At 58.9% G+C, this 18,170-nt stretch carries 16 protein-coding genes and 1 pseudogene; 3 read left to right on the forward strand and 14 right to left on the reverse strand.

The features are described 5' to 3' along the window. Nucleotides 1-27: 27 nt before the first annotated feature. A complete protein-coding gene (locus tag H8S56_RS02800; RefSeq protein ID WP_024685698.1) occupies nucleotides 28-576 on the reverse strand; it encodes a DUF4174 domain-containing protein in 549 nt (182 codons plus the stop codon). 140 nt (nucleotides 577-716) lie between these two features. After that, a complete protein-coding gene (locus H8S56_RS02805) occupies nucleotides 717-1,901 on the reverse strand; it encodes an aspartate aminotransferase family protein (protein WP_187517801.1) in 1,185 nt (394 codons plus the stop codon). Nucleotides 1,902-2,005: 104 nt separating this feature from the next. Between H8S56_RS02805 and H8S56_RS02810 the strand changes: the two genes are divergently transcribed. Beyond that, on the forward strand, nucleotides 2,006-2,911 hold the full coding sequence (locus H8S56_RS02810; protein WP_187517802.1) for a LysR family transcriptional regulator: 906 nt from the start codon (nucleotides 2,006-2,008) through the stop codon (nucleotides 2,909-2,911). 51 nt (nucleotides 2,912-2,962) lie between these two features. Here H8S56_RS02810 and H8S56_RS24765 read toward each other — a convergent pair whose 3' ends face one another. Both H8S56_RS24765 and H8S56_RS24770 read right to left on the reverse strand, forming a co-directional pair. Next, entirely contained in the window at nucleotides 2,963-3,835 is an 873-nt protein-coding gene (locus H8S56_RS24765; RefSeq protein ID WP_408003769.1) for a methyl-accepting chemotaxis protein, read from the reverse strand. Further along, nucleotides 3,818-4,867, reverse strand: a pseudogene (locus H8S56_RS24770) (methyl-accepting chemotaxis protein); the annotation flags it as partial. The pseudogene H8S56_RS24770 and the gene H8S56_RS24765, both read right to left, overlap by 18 nt. Nucleotides 4,868-5,253: 386 nt before the next feature. Here H8S56_RS24770 and H8S56_RS02820 point away from each other — a divergent pair. After that, complete coding sequence (locus tag H8S56_RS02820; RefSeq protein WP_024685695.1) at nucleotides 5,254-5,766, forward strand: GAF domain-containing protein; 513 nt, start codon at nucleotides 5,254-5,256, stop codon at nucleotides 5,764-5,766. On the opposite strand, the gene H8S56_RS02825 is transcribed toward H8S56_RS02820, so the two are convergent. Both H8S56_RS02825 and H8S56_RS02830 read right to left on the reverse strand, forming a co-directional pair. Further along, entirely contained in the window at nucleotides 5,741-5,938 is a 198-nt protein-coding gene (locus tag H8S56_RS02825; RefSeq protein WP_024685694.1) for a hypothetical protein, read from the reverse strand. The genes H8S56_RS02820 and H8S56_RS02825 overlap by 26 nt on opposite strands. Before the next feature lie 185 nt (nucleotides 5,939-6,123). Further along, a complete protein-coding gene (locus tag H8S56_RS02830) occupies nucleotides 6,124-6,963 on the reverse strand; it encodes a TauD/TfdA dioxygenase family protein (protein WP_187517804.1) in 840 nt (279 codons plus the stop codon). A 205-nt stretch (nucleotides 6,964-7,168) separates the two neighbouring features. On the opposite strand from H8S56_RS02830, the gene H8S56_RS02835 reads away from it, so the two are divergent. Next, nucleotides 7,169-7,639, forward strand: coding sequence for a metallophosphoesterase family protein (locus H8S56_RS02835; protein ID WP_187517805.1), 471 nt, complete (start codon nucleotides 7,169-7,171; stop codon nucleotides 7,637-7,639). Nucleotides 7,640-7,660: 21 nt separating this feature from the next. Here H8S56_RS02835 and H8S56_RS02840 read toward each other — a convergent pair whose 3' ends face one another. The 8 genes from H8S56_RS02840 to H8S56_RS02875 all read right to left on the reverse strand — a co-directional run bounded on the left by H8S56_RS02840 (nucleotide 7,661) and on the right by H8S56_RS02875 (nucleotide 18,168). Next, nucleotides 7,661-8,119, reverse strand: coding sequence for a GNAT family N-acetyltransferase (locus H8S56_RS02840; RefSeq protein WP_187517806.1), 459 nt, complete (start codon nucleotides 8,117-8,119; stop codon nucleotides 7,661-7,663). A gap of 70 nt (nucleotides 8,120-8,189) precedes the next feature. Beyond that, nucleotides 8,190-9,047, reverse strand: a complete 858-nt coding sequence (locus tag H8S56_RS02845) for a serine/threonine-protein kinase (protein ID WP_187517807.1) — start codon at nucleotides 9,045-9,047, stop codon at nucleotides 8,190-8,192. Nucleotides 9,048-9,061: 14 nt separating this feature from the next. After that, nucleotides 9,062-12,577 carry a type VI secretion system membrane subunit TssM gene (gene tssM / locus H8S56_RS02850; protein WP_187517808.1) on the reverse strand — a complete coding sequence of 1,172 codons (3,516 nt, stop codon included), beginning with the start codon at nucleotides 12,575-12,577 and terminating at the stop codon, nucleotides 9,062-9,064. Further along, the gene (icmH, locus tag H8S56_RS02855) at nucleotides 12,574-13,449 is read right to left on the reverse strand and encodes a type IVB secretion system protein IcmH/DotU (protein WP_187517809.1); all 876 of its coding nucleotides are present in this window, start codon (nucleotides 13,447-13,449) and stop codon (nucleotides 12,574-12,576) included. Before icmH ends, tssM begins: the two co-directional genes overlap by 4 nt. Before the next feature lie 17 nt (nucleotides 13,450-13,466). Continuing rightward, a complete protein-coding gene (gene tssK / locus H8S56_RS02860) occupies nucleotides 13,467-14,798 on the reverse strand; it encodes a type VI secretion system baseplate subunit TssK (RefSeq protein ID WP_187517810.1) in 1,332 nt (443 codons plus the stop codon). 2 nt (nucleotides 14,799-14,800) lie between these two features. Beyond that, on the reverse strand, nucleotides 14,801-15,289 hold the full coding sequence (tssJ, locus tag H8S56_RS02865; protein WP_187517811.1) for a type VI secretion system lipoprotein TssJ: 489 nt from the start codon (nucleotides 15,287-15,289) through the stop codon (nucleotides 14,801-14,803). 22 nt (nucleotides 15,290-15,311) lie between these two features. Beyond that, nucleotides 15,312-16,454, reverse strand: a complete 1,143-nt coding sequence (tagH, locus tag H8S56_RS02870) for a type VI secretion system-associated FHA domain protein TagH (RefSeq protein WP_235986743.1) — start codon at nucleotides 16,452-16,454, stop codon at nucleotides 15,312-15,314. 199 nt (nucleotides 16,455-16,653) lie between these two features. After that, the gene (locus tag H8S56_RS02875; protein WP_187518001.1) at nucleotides 16,654-18,168 is read right to left on the reverse strand and encodes a sigma 54-interacting transcriptional regulator; all 1,515 of its coding nucleotides are present in this window, start codon (nucleotides 18,166-18,168) and stop codon (nucleotides 16,654-16,656) included. Nucleotides 18,169-18,170 lie beyond the last annotated feature (2 nt).

Below are 18,170 nucleotides of genomic sequence, written 5' to 3' on the forward strand. Positions count from 1 at the left end.
GTTCGCAATCACGCCCCACTGCGGCGGTCAATCGTCCAGGGTTTTGCTGCCTGCTGCGGGTTTACCCGGTTTTCCGGCCTTTTCGGCTGGTGCCGGTTTAGGTTCAGGCTCTGGCGGCGGCGCGCTGGCTTCTCGCTCGCGCATGGGCATCTGGTCGATAGTGGCGAAGATTTCCTTCGGATCGACGACCCCTTCCTTCTCGATCTTCTTCTCCCCGTCCTTGCCCACCAGAATGACCTTGGTTTTCGCGCCAGCGCCCAGTTTCAGCTCGCGGATCAAGGCCATGGTCGACTGCGCATCCATGGTTTTGCCATTGCGTTCGCCAATGGTGTTGATCACCGTGAACAGCACCATGTTGCGCTGCGCGAAGGCTTCACGATTGGCAGGTTCATCAAGCGCCTTCTTGATGCTGACAAGCGTCGGATCGACGGTGCTGGGGGCGATGATGATCAGGGGACGAGTCTTGCCACGCTCCTGCGCCAACGGGCTGTCGCTGTCGGCGGCAAACGCGGGGCCGACAGTGAAAAGGCCGCCGGCGACAAGCAGGGTGGCGAGGGTCAGGGACCGGATTGACATGGTGCGCTCCTTTTGAATCCATGGGGTAGCCATTGCGTCGACACACGCAATGCTCCCCTGTTCTACCGCATATGAGGCACCACGGTACAGCCCGGCATAGCCCTGACCTGCAAACGGTCCTGTCAGGCCGAGCTTTCCAGTTACACGCCCGTGGCGCTGTCCAGCGTCGCGACGATGCCTTGTACGATCATCTCCACCTCGACGGCATCCAGCACCAGCGGCGGCAACAGGCGGATGATCTTGCCCCGGGTAACGTTGATCAGCAGACCGTGCTCCAGCGCTGCCAGTCGAGTCAAGTCGGGAATCGCCTGTAGCAACTCGATACCCATCATCAGACCCCTGCCCCGGATTTCCAGCACCTGCGGGTGGCCCTTCAATACATCCTGCAGACGCTCCAGCAAAAGTTGCCCCTGTTGCCGGGCATTTTCCACCAATCCCTGCTGCTCGATGATGTCGATGACCGTACACCCTGCGCGGCATGCCAGCGGGTTGCCGCCAAACGTACTGCCATGACTGCCCGGCGTGAACAGCCCCGCCGCCTTACCCCGCGCCAGGCACGCACCAATGGGAATGCCGTTGCCCAGCCCCTTGGCCAGCGTGATGACGTCAGGCACGATGCCCTCGTGCTGAAACGCAAACCACTTGCCTGTGCGACCCATGCCGGTCTGGATTTCATCGAGCATCAGTAACCAGTCACGCCGGGTGCAGCGCTCACGCAAGGCCTTGAGGTAACCGGGCGGTGCGACCCGTGCGCCGCCCTCGCCCTGAATCGGTTCGACCAGTACGGCGCAAATCCTGTGGCCATGTTTGACGCAGACCTTGTCGAAGGCTGCAAGATCACCAAACGGCACCTTCACGAAGTCTCCCGGCAGGCTCCCGTACCCCAAGCGCACCGCAGGGCCGTCACTGGCGCACAGCGTGCCAAGCGTGCGGCCGTGGAATGCGTTTTCCATGACCACCACCAGCGGCTGCTCAATGTATTTATGCCAGCCGTGCAGGCGCGCGAGCTTGAGCGCCGTTTCGTTGGCTTCGGCACCCGAGTTGTTGAAGAACACCCGTTCAAGACCCGACAACCCCGTCAGCCTTTGCGCCAGACGTTGCTGCCAGTCAATGCTGTACAGATTGGAGGTATGCAACAACAGACCCGCCTGCTCACGAATCGCCTGCACCAGCACCGGATGGGAGTGACCGATATTAGTCACCGCCACGCCCGCCACTGCATCCAGATACTCGCGCCCGGCCTGATCCCACAAGCGAGTGCCAAGGCCGTGGCTGAAACTCAACGCTAGCGGCTGGTAGGTAGTCATCAGGCAGGCAGTGGTCATGCTGTGTCGCTCCATAAGTGCACAAGGTGTTTTTGCAGTATGGTTAGCCACCTATACTGGATAAACCCCGTAACACTTCAATCATTTTAAAGCTGGAATTGATAATGGACCTTTTTCAGGCAATGACGGTGTACGTAAAGGTCGTCGAAAGCGGCAGCCTGACAGCCGCCGCCCAGGCGTGTTCGATCTCCACCACCATGGTCGGCAACCACCTGCGTTCGCTGGAACAGCGCCTGGGCGTCAGCCTGCTGATCCGCACCACTCGCCGTCAGCGCCTGACCGAGTTCGGCAGGGCTTACTACGAGCGGTGTCTGGAGGTGCTGGGACTGGTCGCAGCCTCCGAGCAACTGGCCGAACAGGCGCAGGGCGAACCCGCAGGCACACTTCGCATCACCGCACCGCTGACCTTCGGCTCCGAGGTGCTGGCCCCGGCACTGGTCGAGTACTCCCGACGCTTTCCTGATGTCAGGTTCGATCTGGTGCTCAGCAATCAGCGACTGAATCTGATCGAAAACGGTTTCGATATTGCGATCAGGCTGGGCACTCTGCCCGATTCCTTGCCGATGATTGCCAGGCCTTTGCAGGACTACACCCTCACCATCTGCGCCGCGCCCGACTACCTGGCTCGCCACGGCACACCGGCCTGCCCGCAGGACCTGCGCGCACACAACTGCCTGGCGTTCGCTTACCCGGCCGGCGACGACTGGAGTGATGTCGGCAGGCGCTGGCGCATGACGGGGCCTGAAGGCGAAGTGGTGGTGGATGTGGAGGGCTCGATGGTCATCAACACCTCGACAGGCCTCTATCAGGCGGCCCGTGCAGGCATGGGCATTGTCATGCTGCCTGACGCATTGGTGCAGCGCGACCTGCTCGACGGTCAGATGGTGGCGTTGCTGCCGGACTATCAGTTGCCCATCCGGCCCATGAACCTGTTGTATGTGCAGGATCGCTACCGCGTGCCGAAGCTGCGCAGTTTTGTCGAATATGCGATGGAAATCTGGGGGCGATAACCCGGTACGCGCATTGCGCTCGTACCGGGTCGACCAATCGCTGCTTCGGACTCAGACCTTGAAACGGCTGACCAGCCCTTGCAGATGAACGCCCAGACGTGCCAGCTCAATACTTGAAGAGGCCGTTTCCTCGCTCGCCGATGCGGTCTGTTCGGAAATATCGCGCACTTTCAGAACACTGTTGTTGATCTCGTCGGCCACTGCACTTTGTTGCTCGGCTGCCGCCGCAATCTGATGGTTCATGGTCTCGATCGTTGAAATAGACTGCGTGATGCTGTTGATCGACCTGCCAGCATTACGTGTGAGTTCAACGCTGTTTTCGGTGAGCTTGCGGCTGCTCTCCAGTATGGTTGCCACCTGTGTGGTGCGCGTATGCAGACCACCGATGAGCGAGGCAATTTCCTCAGTCGATGTTTGCGTACGCTGGGCCAGGCTTCTGACTTCGTCGGCGACCACCGCAAAGCCTCGACCAGCCTCCCCGGCTCTCGCGGCCTCGATTGCAGCGTTGAGTGCCAGCAGGTTGGTCTGCTCGGCGACCGCCTTGATGACATCCAATACGCCGCCGATCTTGTCGCTTTCGCTTTTCAGATCATCCATTGCAGATTTGGAGTGCTCGACTTCGCCCGCCAGACTTTCGATCTGCACAATGGCTTTGGCAACGACAGTATCTCCCTCACGTGCTTCTCTGGAGGCATCGACCGCCGCCTGTGAGGCCTGCTCGGCATTGCGCGCGACCTCTTGCACCGTCATCGACATTTCATGCATGGCGGTTGCCACCTGATCGGTCTCGGTCTTTTGATTATTCACGCCCGCGCTCGTCTGCTCGGTGACCGCAGAGAGTTGTTCCGCGGCACTGGCGATCTGGGTGACACCGTCGTGCAGCCCACCGATCAGATCACGCAGGTTACCCGTCATGCGCTGCATGCTGCCTTGCAACAGACCCAGCTCATCTTTGCGAGTGACGACCTGGTCATGAGTCAGGTCGCCATCGGCCACGCGCTCGGCAAGTCTCAGCGTCTCTAGTAGCGGACCGACGATCAGGCGAGTAATCACCCACGCGGCAAGAACACTGACGACGATCGCGGCGACCAGCCAGAGGATCAGCAATGTTCTGGCGTCCGCCATGTCTTCCATTCTCAGCGAGACCTGATTTTTGGAAAGCTGATCCGTCGACGACAGAAGAATATCAATGTTTTTTGAGATACCCGCTTGAGCCTGATCAATGCTGGCCTGAGCACTAACGAACTGCTCAATCGTGTTTTGGTAGGCCGTCAGATTCGTCCGAACTTGCTGTAGGGAGTCAGCCTGACCGGCGACCCCGGGCAAGTTCCTCATGAAATCGATCGTATTTTTTATTGAGGACTGCGCAACCAACAAGCTGTCGGGTTTCAATGAAAATGAATACCCACGCACATCAAAACGCATCTGTTGAAACAGCACCAGCGCCTGCGCCATTGTTTCCCGCGCTTGAGCATTGCCCTCGTCGGAGTTGGCGGACGCCTGCAACTTGCGTAACGCCTCGGCTGCAGAATCAGCCTGTCGGGCGAAGACCGGTCGAGTCGCCTCCCGGGCCTCAGTTGCTCGCATCAGGTTGTCATAGTGGACGCGGTAGTCCTGCATGGCTGTCTGCGACGCCTGGATCAGCGGCACGTTGGCCGCTGATGTAAAGACGGTGGCGACGTAGCGCACGTGATTGTCGAGGTTGTCGTAAGCCTTGAGCCAATTGCTGGCGCGCTCAGCGTCGTAATTGATGATGAACAATAGGCGGGCAATGCGCATGTCACGAGTCAACGTGCTCAGCTTGCCGATGTCTGCAGTGCGCTCACTGCGGTCGTTCATCGTCAGAATGCCATTCCACCCGGTGAATGCAATCAGCACCGTCAACAGAATAACCAGCGTAAACCCCAGAACGAGTTTAGACCTGACCGTGATATTGCCCAGTATCGTTTTCAGCATAATTGGCTCTTGATGACGTATTGAATTAATGCAATTGGCCGCTCCCTGCCGCTGCTCCAGTCATTGGTTTTCGGCCTGCCACATTGAAACTTTAAACTTAGAGCAAACACTCTTATTACCCGCTAGCACGACCCTTCGCAAAAGAAATAATTCAATTATTTAATCGCTGCCATAAAAATAAATACACCCGCATAATCCCTAACTACGAGCGGGTAAACGTGTTACTCCGCTATACGAATACCGGCCGATTTATGATTACGCTACTGAGCGCGCATGGCCTCACACGGGGCACATGAAGGCGCTGCCAAACTTGGCGTATGTCGTGTCGGGCCGTTATGCAATACTTGCGCATCCCCCAAAAAGGGTCCCTGAATTCGGAGAAATCAATGGCACCTGAGTTGACGGCCACTCGCGTATTGCTGACTGCCGAGGAGCGTTCGGCGATTGCCGAGATAGAGGCCACGACCAACGTGCTGAGGCTGGTGACGCGCCTGACCGGCATGCGCTTTGCCGGCATTGCAAAGTTTACCGAGGCCGACTGGGTCGCCTGCTCGGTGTATGACCCGAGCCACATCGGCATGGAGGACGGTGACGCGTTCGCGCTGGAGACGATGCTGTGCAGCGAATTTCGACGTAATCCTCAGGCCTTGTTCGTGCCCGAGGTGAGCAAGAACGGTCGCTATGCGAACCTCCCCATCGTCAAGCAATACGCCATCGAGAGCTATGCCGGGGTACCGATCTTTCTCCCGGATGGCCGGTTGTTCGGCGCATTATGCGCACTGGATTCGCGCCTGGCCCTGTTCGAAGACCCTGACCTCGCCGAGACCCTCGGACTGTTTGCCAGGCTGGTGGGCTGTATCTTCTTCGCCAGCCTTACCGAAGGCGAATATCGAGCGTAACGGATTGCAGTTGCAGGGCAGCCATGGGTTCGGCGAGTGCCTTGCTGCTCATCTGCGGTTCAGGCAACACTTCGATGCCACTGTGCGGAAACGGCTCCTGCGCGGCCCACCCGCCTGCTGCCAACAGCAGCAGTACAAACACACCTGCAATGGGTTCCTTGGGTCCGCACATGTCAGTTCTCCGGTCGAATGACAACAATTGAGCGTAAGGGAATCGGCCAATGATAGGCGGCCAGATGTCGCGAAAGTGTGATGAGCAACACTTACTCATAACTGTACCAGGGTGTGTATTTTTAGACCTTTAAACCGATCACGTCAACGCATAAATGTACACATAAGTTCATTTATGAGCTGGACTCACTCGAAGGGTTCTTCGCCTGCAAGCTTGGTTCGGTGCATCATCCGGCCACACTCTGGGTCATAGGCTTCGGCGCGATGCAGCGTACCGGTGTTGTCCCAGATCACCAGGTCGCCTACCTGCCACGCATGGCTGTAGCTGAACGATTCGCCGGTCGCCCATTCGCGCAGTCCGACGATAATCCGCGCGCTCTCGGCGTGGTCGACATCAATGACGTGATGCGCGGTACATCCCAGGATCAGCGACTTGCGGCCCGAGCGATGTTTCCACACCAGCGGCAACTCCTTCTCGCCAATAGCCTGCATCGACTCAAGCATGGCCAGGCTAGGTTCCGGGTTGTAATAGAGCAAGGAAGCCCAGGGCGCGTGCAGCACGCGCAGATCCTCGTAGCGCTGCTTGTCGGCCTCGGACAACGCTTCGTAGGCCGCGTAGGTGTTGCAGAATCCGGTGTTGCCACCCCAACTTGCCGTGACCTTGCACGACAGCAGTGACGCGAGAATCGGTGCGTCATTGCGCGTTCCATCGATGTGCCAGTAAAACGATCCTTTCAGAAACTCGGCACCGGCCGGGTTCTGCTTCACATCCAGCGTGATTTTGGTGATGTTGCGGCCATCGCTGGCCTCGGCGGAAAAGGTGCCCAGGGTTTGCGTAAATGCAATCTGCTCGGCGTCGGTAAAACCGATCTGCGGAAAGACCAGAACGCCCCGTTGCTCCAGCAAGTCGCGTATTTCACTCGCTAGCGTCCCGCTCAGGAGTTGTTCCTTGTCATTGAAGACACGCGTCCCGATGACAGGCTTGATCGGTTCGTGAACCAGACAGGCGTTCGAAGTGGCTGACATGATGCGACCCTCCTCATAAGTAAACCGAACGGTACGCTTATGGATGACGCAGCGCAAGCCTTGTACACTGCGCAGCATCGAAGAGGCGGTGCATCTCTCGCATTAAAATCGGGTTCATTCAGTCAGCGGTCTGTCTGGACGAGAGACTGCCACGTGGTAGCACTGCACTGCATCCGCACTGCGTCCGCGTCATAAGGGATCATTCATGAAAATCGGCATCATCTCTGACACTCACGGCCTGCTTCGTCCTGAAGCCATTGCCGCGCTTGAAGGTTGCGAGCACATCATCCACGCCGGCGACATCGGCAGCGCCGAGATCGTCGAACAGCTCAAGTCCATCGCCCCCTTGCACATTGTGCGTGGCAACAACGACATGGGCGCGACTTGGGCTGACACCCTCCCCGACCACCTGCGCTTTGAGCTCAATGGCTGGCAGGTGCTGCTGGTGCACGACATCGCCGATGTGCCTGCCCTGCTGGAAGAGCCCTCCAGCGACCCCGTGAAACTGGTGGTCACCGGGCATTCGCACAAGCCGTGTATCGAATGGCGTGGCGAACGGCTTTACCTGAATCCGGGCAGCGCGGGACGCCGTCGTTTCAAGCTGCCGGTGACGCTGGCCTTGCTGGACGTACAGCCTGCATCGCTTGAGTCGCAGCTGGTGCAGTTGCTCGATTGAATGACGTCCAGTCGCTTGTTTCTAAAGTTCGCGCGACATCAGCCATTGCTCCTTGCCCCAAGCATCGAAACGCTCCTGGACGCTCCATCCGCGCCTGGCGTAATACGTCTGTTGGTCGTGGGTGTGGAGGTACAAACGGGTCACACCCCTAGCCCTGGCGTGACGGCAGATGCCTTCGATCAATTGCGCTGCAAGCCCCCTGCCCCGTGCTTCGGGTTTTACGAACACACAAGCAAGCCAGGGCCCAAGATCCGGTCGATCGGACAAGTCGTTATCGGCGAATGCCGCACCACCCAATAACTGCTCCTGCTCATGCGCGATCAGACAGGTCCAGTCATTGTTGTACTGACCTTGGGAGAATTCGTGCTGCCAGTCAGCGAGCGACTGATCGGCGAATTCATAGTTGAATTGTTGATGCAGCCACTGCGCAAACGTGTCGCTGTGTTCCATGTGATGGGTGAGCCAGTCCAGGCTGTGCATTGAGCGTCCTTGAGTGCTGATGAGTGATTACGGCCGACTTAACGATAGCGGTTGCCAAGCGATCGGGTAATCAGCGTTTGAACCACTGTCTGAGTCGGCTGTGCGGCGCAGCCTGAAAAACCCTGTGCAATTGCCTGGCGCTGATCGGCCTGTCGCGGCCGTCACCTATGAGCACCTGACGCAAGGAGGACCAGCAACCGGACGGCATGCCGGCAGGTTTTTCCAGCGCTGCAACTGCACACCTCGTCCCCGACCCGGTGGCACTTGAACCTTGCCTGCCAGCGACCATTTCGTAGACGACCAAGGCCGCAGCGTACACATCGGCCTGTTTTGTCGGCGGATCGCCCTTGAGTATTTCACGTGCCGCGTAACGAGGCGTCCAGGCCTTCAGACGCTGGCGATCCAACTGCGGCAACCCGGCGAGCACGCCGTCGACAGGACGCCCAAGGCCGAAGTCGAACAGTCGCACGCCGCGCTCGGTGAGCATGATGTTGCCCGGCTTCACGTCGCCGTGCACCACGCCTCGGTCGTGGACGTGCGCCAGTGCGTCCAGCAGCGCAATCGCGACCTCGCGACATTGGCCCCACGACAGGCCGTGCGGGCGTCGATGAAGCCATTGATCAAGACGCATGCCGCGCATGAGCTCAAGGGTCATGAACGCCCGATCCGAATCAGCGTCCACCTCGAATGCATAGGGTCGAATCACGTGAGGATGATGCAGGTGCCGGGTCAAGGCAAACTCACTGTAAAGCAAGGCAGCGGCATCCGGGGCCTTCATGAGGTGATCGTTGAGCACTTTGATCGCGATAACGGGCTCAGGCTCGCCGACCTGCTCGTGCAAAAGGTCGCGTGCCTGATAAACGGTTCCCATGCCGCCAGTGCCGAGCAATCGCTCGACGCTGTAGCGACCTGAAAGCACGCCCGGCATCGTGTCACGCCCCCTCAAAGCTGCGCCGGCATGCGCAACCTGCGCAACACAGACATGTCGAACGGGTTCGCAGCGCGCTGGCTCAACAGGAGATAGTTGGCGCGCATTCCGCCAACATCGGCCTTGAGCACCCACACATCACGCCCTTTCAACGGCTCGGTCTGCATCAGTTCCAGCAGGCGGAACAGCGACCACGGCCCCGTGTTTTTCTCGATGCCCAGTGGACGGCCGACCCTTCTGTCCATCACCAGGCTGGCGCGACCATCCTCGATCTCGGTCGGCCAGGTGAACGCGACCGGCAAAAGAGGTCCGTGACGGTATTCCATCGATTGGTTGCCCAGACGAAACTCGGCGCGGCTGACTGTCGAATCAAGGGTGTAGGGTTCAAGCTTGAACTGCACCAGCGGTTGCTGAATGCCGCCTGCAAAAAAGCTGTCACGAATCGTCTGCACACCGCTCATCTGGTCAAGATAGGCGCGGCTCATCGGCAGGCTGTAGCCGTCAACGCTGCGTAACCGGTAGTGCCCCGGTTCGCCACTGACAAAGGGCTTCAGGTAAGTAGTGAAAAACCGATCGGCAACGCCCTGCGACTTGAAGAATTCGCGAAAGTCATTGAGTGCCACGTCGCTGCTGCTGTGCGCATGAAACGGATAGCGCTTGTCGAGCGCCTGCGCGTAGAAGCCGTAGAGTTCTTCCTTGTAGCGTTGATTGACGTACTGATAAGACAGATGCAACACGTGATTCCAGGCATCCTCTGCCAGCGCATTGAACCAGCCACCTACCGGCTGGGGGAGCTGAGTAGCCGCATTGCGCAGGCTGCTCAAAGCATCGCGCTGGCCGGTCATGCGTGCGCGTGCCATTTCGTATGCCGCCACTTCAGGCTGCCCCGATCGGCCCAGCGCCGCCATCTGTAGCTGCAGCTCATCCAGGGCAACCAGCATCGTCGTCAGGTCGGCACCCGGTGCGTTCTCTTCATCCAGCAGTCGATGCAACGGGTCGAAGCGGCGCTGCAATGCCTTCTTCGGCGCATCCGGCAAGCTCTCTGCAAGCGCCTGCTGCACCTGTGTGCCTACCGCTGACGCGACCTTGCCCACTGCATCGAGCGGCGCACCTGTCGTGTCGACGGATGCCAGCTTGTCGATGCTCTCGGCCAGGGTCGGGAAACGGGTGTTGTCGCGAATCTCGACCAGCCATTGCACCATGGGGGAGTTGGCGGCAGTCAGACCGGCCATCTGCAAGGCACCCTGCCTTGGGCCTTCGAAAGGTTGCAGGGCGGTCTGCGCCACCGCTTCTGACCAGTGATGGGCGTAATCGCGGAAGTACAACTGCTCCAGCTCGATCATTAATCTGCGCATGTCGGTGGTGTCCAGCTCGGCGCGATCACCCAGCACCCAATTGTCGCGCAGAATCTCACTGACCACGCCTGCGCCCTGCACGACGAAATACTGCTGATAACCCTGACGAGTGAAGAAACCCGGGATTCGATAGTCGGCTCCCGACAGCAACATCCGCTGTGGGCCGATTCGCTGGGCCAGACTGTAATCGGGAAGACTGCGGGCCTTGTCTCGCAATACTCTGTAGACGACATTGGCCAGCGACTCGTTGCGCAGCACCTCGCGAGCCTGCGCCACCACCGTGGCGTTGGCGGGATACTCAAAGGGCAGGTCCAGCAGACGCTGCAGATGCTCGTTCAACTGACGCTGCGCCGGGGCATGGCCGGCATAGCGGATCGACCAGTCGGCGGCCACCCACTCTTTCAGCCAGACGCGGTCGCGCCGCTCCTGCCGGGTGAGCATTAAGTAAGCTCGCAGACTGTCCAGCAGTCGCTCACGATTCGCGGTATCTACCTGCAGTTGCGCCTCAAGCTGACGCGCCACACGCGGTAACAGCTCCTGCTGCAGTTGCGCCTGATAGCTGGCCAACAGCGCCCTGTTGGCAGCCTCGCCCTGATAAAGACCATTGCGTTCGATCAAGCCCAGCGTCTGCTTGGCGGGAAAGACCCGAGTGGACTGGTAACTCGTATTAAGGACATCCAGTAGCGTCAGCACATCGTCCTGAGGTGCAATCTGCGCACGTTGCTGAAGCAGTTGCTGAGCGGTGAGACGCAATGTTTCCAGGCGGTCGTGATTGGCGCTGAACCCGTTGGCCCAGACTGCGCCAGCCGCCAGCACCACCAGCGCAGCACCGCTGTAGAGGGCACGCTGCCTCCAGTCGATGACGCGACGCACCTCTTTGTCGAGCATCGCCAAGCTGGACTCGGGAAAGATCACCTGAGCCAGCAAATCATGAATAAACCTTGGGCGTCCTGCGTGATGCAAAGGCAGGCCGCCGTTCTCCTGGCTGGTTACTGCGTCTTGCAACGCGTCCGACAGATCGGTCCGATGAGGCGCCCGGGTCAGGTAAAAGCCGCGCAGGTGAGTCGCGCGCTGGTAGCGGTTTCCCGAAAACGCCATTTCGACAAAAACGCTCAGGCCGCTGCCGATACGCTCCAGTTGATCGGGAAACTCCAGCATTCGTGCGCGGCGCTGAGCGTCACGCTCCTGGTGAAGACGCGTGATGACCTGGCTGCTCAGCCTTTTCAACAGCGTTTCAAGTGCCTGTCCGACCACCGCGATATCGTTGCCGCGCTCGCCTTTGCGAAAGGTTGCGCCCAGCACCTGTCGGCTTTGCTCCATGGACAGTTGATCGAAGAACTCATCAAAGCCGTCAACCGCATCGGCCTTGGTCAGCACCAGGTAGACCGGCACCTCGATACGCAACTGGCGATGGAGCTCATCCAGGCGGGTGCGAACGGTTTCGGCCAGCGATTCGAGCCGACCCGGCTTGCTGTCGATCAGCATGTCCACAGGCAACGTGATCAGCACGCCATTGAGCGGACACGCGCGGCTGCGGTCACGCAACAGCGATAACAGCTTGCGCCACGCGCTGCCGTCGATCTCGGGCCGGGTCTGGCTCAGGTAGCGGCCGGCCGTATCCATGATGACGGCCTGATCGGTCAGGTACCAGTCGCAGTACGCCGTGCTGCGGGTGTCGCGGGTCAGCTTTCGCTCGACCTTGTTGAGCGGGAAGTCGAGCCCGGAGAAATCCAGCAGGCTGGTCTTGCCACTGCCCTCAGGACCGATCATCAAGTACCACGGCAACGCCCGACGCCATGACTCACCCTGGCTGCCATACAGGCTCGAATGCTTGATCAGCCGCAAAGCATCCATAAAGCGTCGGGCAAGCTCATGACGCTCTTTATCGATCGCAATACTCTGATGCAAATGTTCTTTGTCGACTTCACTGTCTTGCTGTTGTTGCTGACGCTTGCCTGCACGCCCGTTGGCAACGACCATCGCCAATCCCCAGCAGAGCAACAGGACGCTGGCCGCCAGCAGACGTGAAACGGCACTTTCCCAGAAACGCTGGTCTGCCACCGCCAGCAACGGGCCGAAAAACCAGATCAGCATGATCATGCCCAGCACCGTCAACAACGACCAGGCCCAGGTTTTGCGCAGCACGGAAAATACGTGTTTAAAAAGGGTTTTCATGGTGCCTCTCGGTTTTGCGACGCACGGCCAGGCGCAACGGAATCAACGATGTGGTAAGGCGCGAGGACGGTCTCGCGATGTTTGCCCAGTACCCAGGCGAACCCTGAATACATCACCGTCAACGTCATCAGGGCAAACATCACCACCAGCCATGAAGGGACGAGCCGTGGGTGATCAGTGCGTGGCTCCTGCAGGCCTCGCCATTGAGGCGAAAGAGTCAGCGGCACATCGCCCCGCAACTGACGTATCTGTCGATAAAGCCCGTCTCGAATGCCCTCCAGTTCGTCAGCGCCACGCAACGTCACCCGGTACTTACCTTCAAAACCCAAGGCCATGCACAGGTACATCAGTTCGAGCATATGAAGATGCCGGAGAGGGTTGCTGCCCAGCTTGTCCAGTAGCTGAAAGAATTTCTCACCGCCGAACGTCTCCTTGTGGAAATGGCTCAACAGGCTCATCGTCGACCAATCACTGGTGCTGCCCCATGAGGTTGTCAGCACAGCCTCGTCCAGCACCGTGCACAGCACGTAACGGGCCGCGAGCATCTGATCGTGCGCTATGGCGTGGTGATGAGCGTGAGCCTCGAAAAGCTTCACCTGATCGATCAACTGCCTGTTCAACGGGCGGACATCGCCCACCGCAGGAGCTACGGCCAGCCGTGCAAGCTGTACCAGCAGATCACTGGCTGCAGCAACGAGTGGGTTGATATGGATGTCGAGGCGTTTTACGGGTGCGTGCCTTGCGCTGTAATCCAGTCGCTCCTGAAGACTCTCAAAAGGCTGTGAATCGGCAGAGTCAGTCAGCCGCTGGTCATGGCCGCCGTCTGCGCGCAGATCGGCAAGCACCGTCGGGTTGTCTTCATTGCTTTGCATATCCCATCCCCTGCCCGTCAATTTCTGACTGCCCAAAACTGCAATTCAAGCCCGGAAAAATCGCCTGATACATGGAACGCAAAACCGCCAGAGGTCTCGATCTGAGCCTGTTCGTGGTCATGGATCTCCAGGACGAAATAGGTTTTGCTGGAGTGAAACGGAATCTGACGCGGAGCCACTGGTAGCGGCCTCATACGAATCCCGGGCAGATGCAAACTGACCAGTTCGCGAATGCTTTCCACCGAGCCCACCTTGAGGTGCGAGGGCAAGCGATGGCGTAACTCCTCAGCGTCACACTGCGCGCGAGCCGCGAGGACGAACGAGCAGGACCCCAGCAACTGTCTGTCCACGCGCGGGGAAACCAGTACGCCGTACTGTCGGGTCTGCAGTTCCAGTTCGATAGCGTGCTGTTCAAGCACCATCGACAACACCTGTCGAATGGCGAGCATCACCTTTTCAAAGGTCGCCCCCTGATCACCGTGTTGATACGCACTTTGCAACTGCGGTCTTTTGCTTTCGCTGCCGAAAGTCGCCAGTTCGCCCAGCAACGCGAGCAAGGCGCGATAGAGGGTTTCAGGGTGAACGTCCTGAATCGTCAGGTAGTGCTGAAGAACCGGTTCGGTCCGATTGATCAGTTGCAGCATCATGAAGTCACCGACCTCGGCACTGCCGGTCTGCCCGCTTGAGCGCATGCGCGCTGCGATGGCATTGCCCCGATGCTCAAGCAGGCCCACGACCTCCTTGAGGCACGACATCAGATAAGCCGACCCGCCAACGTTGATGAACGACGGGACAAACCCGGCGTCTAGCCTCACCGCCTTGTCAGCCGTACTGACCTGTACGTGGCACACTTTGAGCTTCACATAAGCGTGCTCGCTGTGTTGCTCCCCAAGCAGCAACTGAAACTCGGGCCGCGCGCAGAAAATATCCGTTCGGTTATCTTCACCGGCATTGGAATCGGCGACATTGGCGGCGTAGGACGTAAAACGCGCGACCACATCCGGCTGATCGGCACTGCGCGTTTCAATGCAGTTCCCCGTCACCAGAGGCAGTGCCAGATAAACAGCGGTATTGGCAGTGTTTGCAGGTATTTCCAGCACCAGCGGCCTGTCCCGGTCACCCAGGTCGAAAACGGTACCGTCTGCAAGCACGCCTGATGCGTGATGAAGCACGATCTGGCCCGAGCCCAGAAACTGCTGATCGATCTCAATCCTCGTAAAACCCCATGCATAAGCCCCGGTCAGTTGAGTACGTAACCTCATTTGATGGTCGTAGTAGCGATCGTTATGCTGAAAATGCTGGGGCCGAAGCAGCATGCCCTCCTGCCAGACAACTTTGTGCGCATCCATGCTCAACGCCCTGCCCTGATAATGGATTCGTCACTGCGATGCAGCCCCGCCTCGTCGAGCGTGAACTCGGCTCGGGTCAGGTTTTCGGGAGTCAGCTCAATCACATAGCGCCATCGCGCTTGCGGCAAATTGCGGTAGGCCGCCAGCACACCGACATAACGGCTGGCGGGACCCACCTTCAATTTCAAATCGACGCGCTCGCCGGGTCGCAGTTCAAGCTCTTCGCTGGCAACCAGATCGTGAGCCAGTACATCCTTGCTGCGCTCGTACAGAGAGAAAAAATCCAGGCTCTGAAACGCAGCCGGATGCTTCAACTCGAGCAGGCGCAACACCGTCGGCGAGGGTCGGCCGTTGAGGTCCGGGTTGAGCTGATGACTTCCCGTCAGGCTGATGTCCAGCCGGGTCTGCGTGGAGTAAGGCGAAAGTGCCGAACAGCCGCCACACAGCATGAGCAAGACCACTAGCAATGGCCTCGTTAGGTATACATACATGGGTCGATCTCTGTGGTTCAGGTCAAAGGGAATTGATCAAGCGGATCTGTTCGTCATAGGCGTGCACAAAGTCCCGGCCCCAGAGCCCGGCGCTCCAGTTATCGTCGCGAACCAAAGCACTGTGGTGATGCACATAAGCGCGCCATCGACTGCCGGCCGTTCGCAACCACGACTTGCCTTCATGCTCGAAGTGCCAATGCAGCCGTTGCGGAGAAAAGTGCTCCAGGGTCGAGCGCGCCATGGCCCGACACCCCGCCAGAAGTGCGACCTGATGAGCCTGCGAATCGCGAAATGACCGCGTGATCGTCCGGGCGGCCTGCTCGGGTTGGCGCTGCACGAGCTGCGAGATGATCAAGCCGATATCCGATGCGTCAGACCCGCTGTCGCGTCCGCACTGTTGCGATGTACGCAACTCGGCTTTGAGTTCGTGACGTGTCGCCGAGCTGTGTTCAAGACTATCAATGCACTGTTTGAACAGACGCGCGACATCCACCGCCAGGATCTCGCACCCCGGCGCATCGACAGCGCTCAGATCGACACCCAGCGCTTCGCCAAACTGCTGCCAGAACCGCCCGGTGTTTCCATCCAGCGGGCGAGGAAAATGCTCGGGCTGGACAGCCATCGGCGCAGCGACCAATTCCGGCAAACGCACCTGTTCATGGTCTACCGGCGCTTGATCACCGACACCACTCGACGTGAGCCGTTTTTCGATGACGGATGCAAGCTCATCAATAACGCAATACGCGTTGTCACGCGCCTGCAACGCATCCAGAGGATCCAGCGCCGCAGTCAGCTGACCCTTGCGAAGAAATGACGGCATTGCCTGATGGGAAAGTTCGCCTCGGCACTGAACGCTGTGCGCACGTATCTGAAGGTTTCCCAAGCGATAGGTATCACCCTGTCTTATGCGTCTTTTCTCCCCACCCTGAAGGGTCTCGGTACCGTTGATCACGGTCCCGTTCCGGCTGATATCCGTCAGGTAAAACGCGCCGCCCTCATGGCTGACGCGCGCATGCTGTCTGGACACATGCGGCCCGTCATCCTCAACACACCAATCGCAATCGCCACTGCGCCCGATAATCCCGTTGCCGTCCCTGAACATCCAGGACCGAGCACAGCCCTCCTTGAGTTCCAACGGATTGGTTACTTCAAATACCAGTTCCATCAATACGTCTCTTTAGACCCGTCATCGCGATTGATTGAAGTGGAGTTGCCCAACGCACGGTATTCGTCGTCGCTGAACTTAAAGGGGCCACTGCAACCTCCCAGAAACATCGGTAAAACACATAAAAAAAGCACAGCTATGCCGTGACTGAAATTCATCAGACTTCTCCATTAGCCAAGGGTGGGAAGATCGCAGACGCTTAGCAGCGTCCTTTTTGCGCGCTGTTGATATCCAGATGCGCCAGCCGGTAAAGCAGGGTACGTCTCGATAACCCCAAGGTTCTCGCTGTCACGGTTCGGTTGCCGTTGCTCTTATGCAAATAATCAAGCAACAGCCCACGTTCGAACTGCTCCATGCGCTCGCGGAACGTCACGCCAACCACACAACCCTGAGGCGCTGGCGCAAAAGGAAAGTGCTCGGGCAACAGCTCTCCGTTCTCACTGAGCAAGACCGCTCGCTCGACAAAGCCCTTCAATTGCCGGATGTTGCCGGGGAATGGATGGCTGGAAAGCGATGCGAGAGCGGACTGCGACCAGGCAACACGGGCGCGCTTGAGCGCATCGCACGCGTTGTCTGCGAAAAGCCTGGCGAGCGGTTCAATATCCTCGATTCGTTGGCGCAAGGCCGGTAGCGCGACCGGAAACTGCGCGAGCCGGTAGTAAAGGTCCTCGCGAAACCGCCCTTGCGCGATCAGCGCTGGCAGATCCCGGTGAGTCGCTGCGATGATGCGCACATTGACCTTGCGCACGGTGTTGGAGCCAAGCGGGCGTATCTCTCCCTCCTGCAAAACACGAAGCAGTTTGGCCTGCAGCCCGATCGGCATGTCGCCGATTTCATCGAGCAGAAGCGTGCCTTCATGCGCAACGTCGAACAGCCCCCGATGATCACGATCAGCGCCGGTAAACGCGCCTTTGCGGTAGCCGAACAATTCGCTCTCAAGAAGGCTCTCGAGAAACGCCGCGCAGTTCTGCACAACGAACGCCTTCGATCGCCGCGGCCCATGATCGTGTATGGCGCGGGCAACGACCTCCTTGCCGGTTCCGGTCTCGCCGGTGAGCAAGACCGTATAAGGACTTTGCAGCACCTTGCCGACAAGCTCGCAGGTCTGGCGCATCGCTGCACTGTTGCTGATCAATCCGTAACTGGACACGGCAGACTGCGGTTCGGTCATCGAAGCAGAGGCCAAGGGCTGATGGCGCCTGAGCAAGGCCTGCTGTGACACCACGAACGTCCCCAGAGAGCCCAGTGACGCTGCGAAACCCTCCAGTGACGTCACCTCCCTGCTTGCACAGACCAATAGCCCGGCGACGGTCTGATCCCGATTCATCAATGGGACACACACCAGCGATCTCCAGGCTGACTCGCTGCCGGGCAGAAAACACGTGTTGTAGAGCGCGCAACTCAGGTCACTGATGCTGACAGGCTTGCCATTGCGCGCAACGAACTGAAATAGGTGCTCTGCACTGTGGTCAGTGACATCGTTATCTGGCGATCCCGAGCGAATGTTCCCATCCAGCACCTGCGCCTTTAATTTCAGGCATCCTGGTGTTACGTCGAACATGAACAATTGGCTCAGTTCGCAACCACTGAGGCGCGAGGCCGAGTGAACAAAATCATTCAGCAGCATGGCGTCGTCAGCCGCCTGTGACAAATGCGTATAGATTGAGCACAGCTGCTGTGCGTAGCCTAAGGGGTGCTGGACCGAGCTGAACATCG

Source organism: Pseudomonas triticifolii, from assembly GCF_014358015.1.
Classification (GTDB): Bacteria; Pseudomonadota; Gammaproteobacteria; order Pseudomonadales; family Pseudomonadaceae; genus Aquipseudomonas; species Aquipseudomonas triticifolii.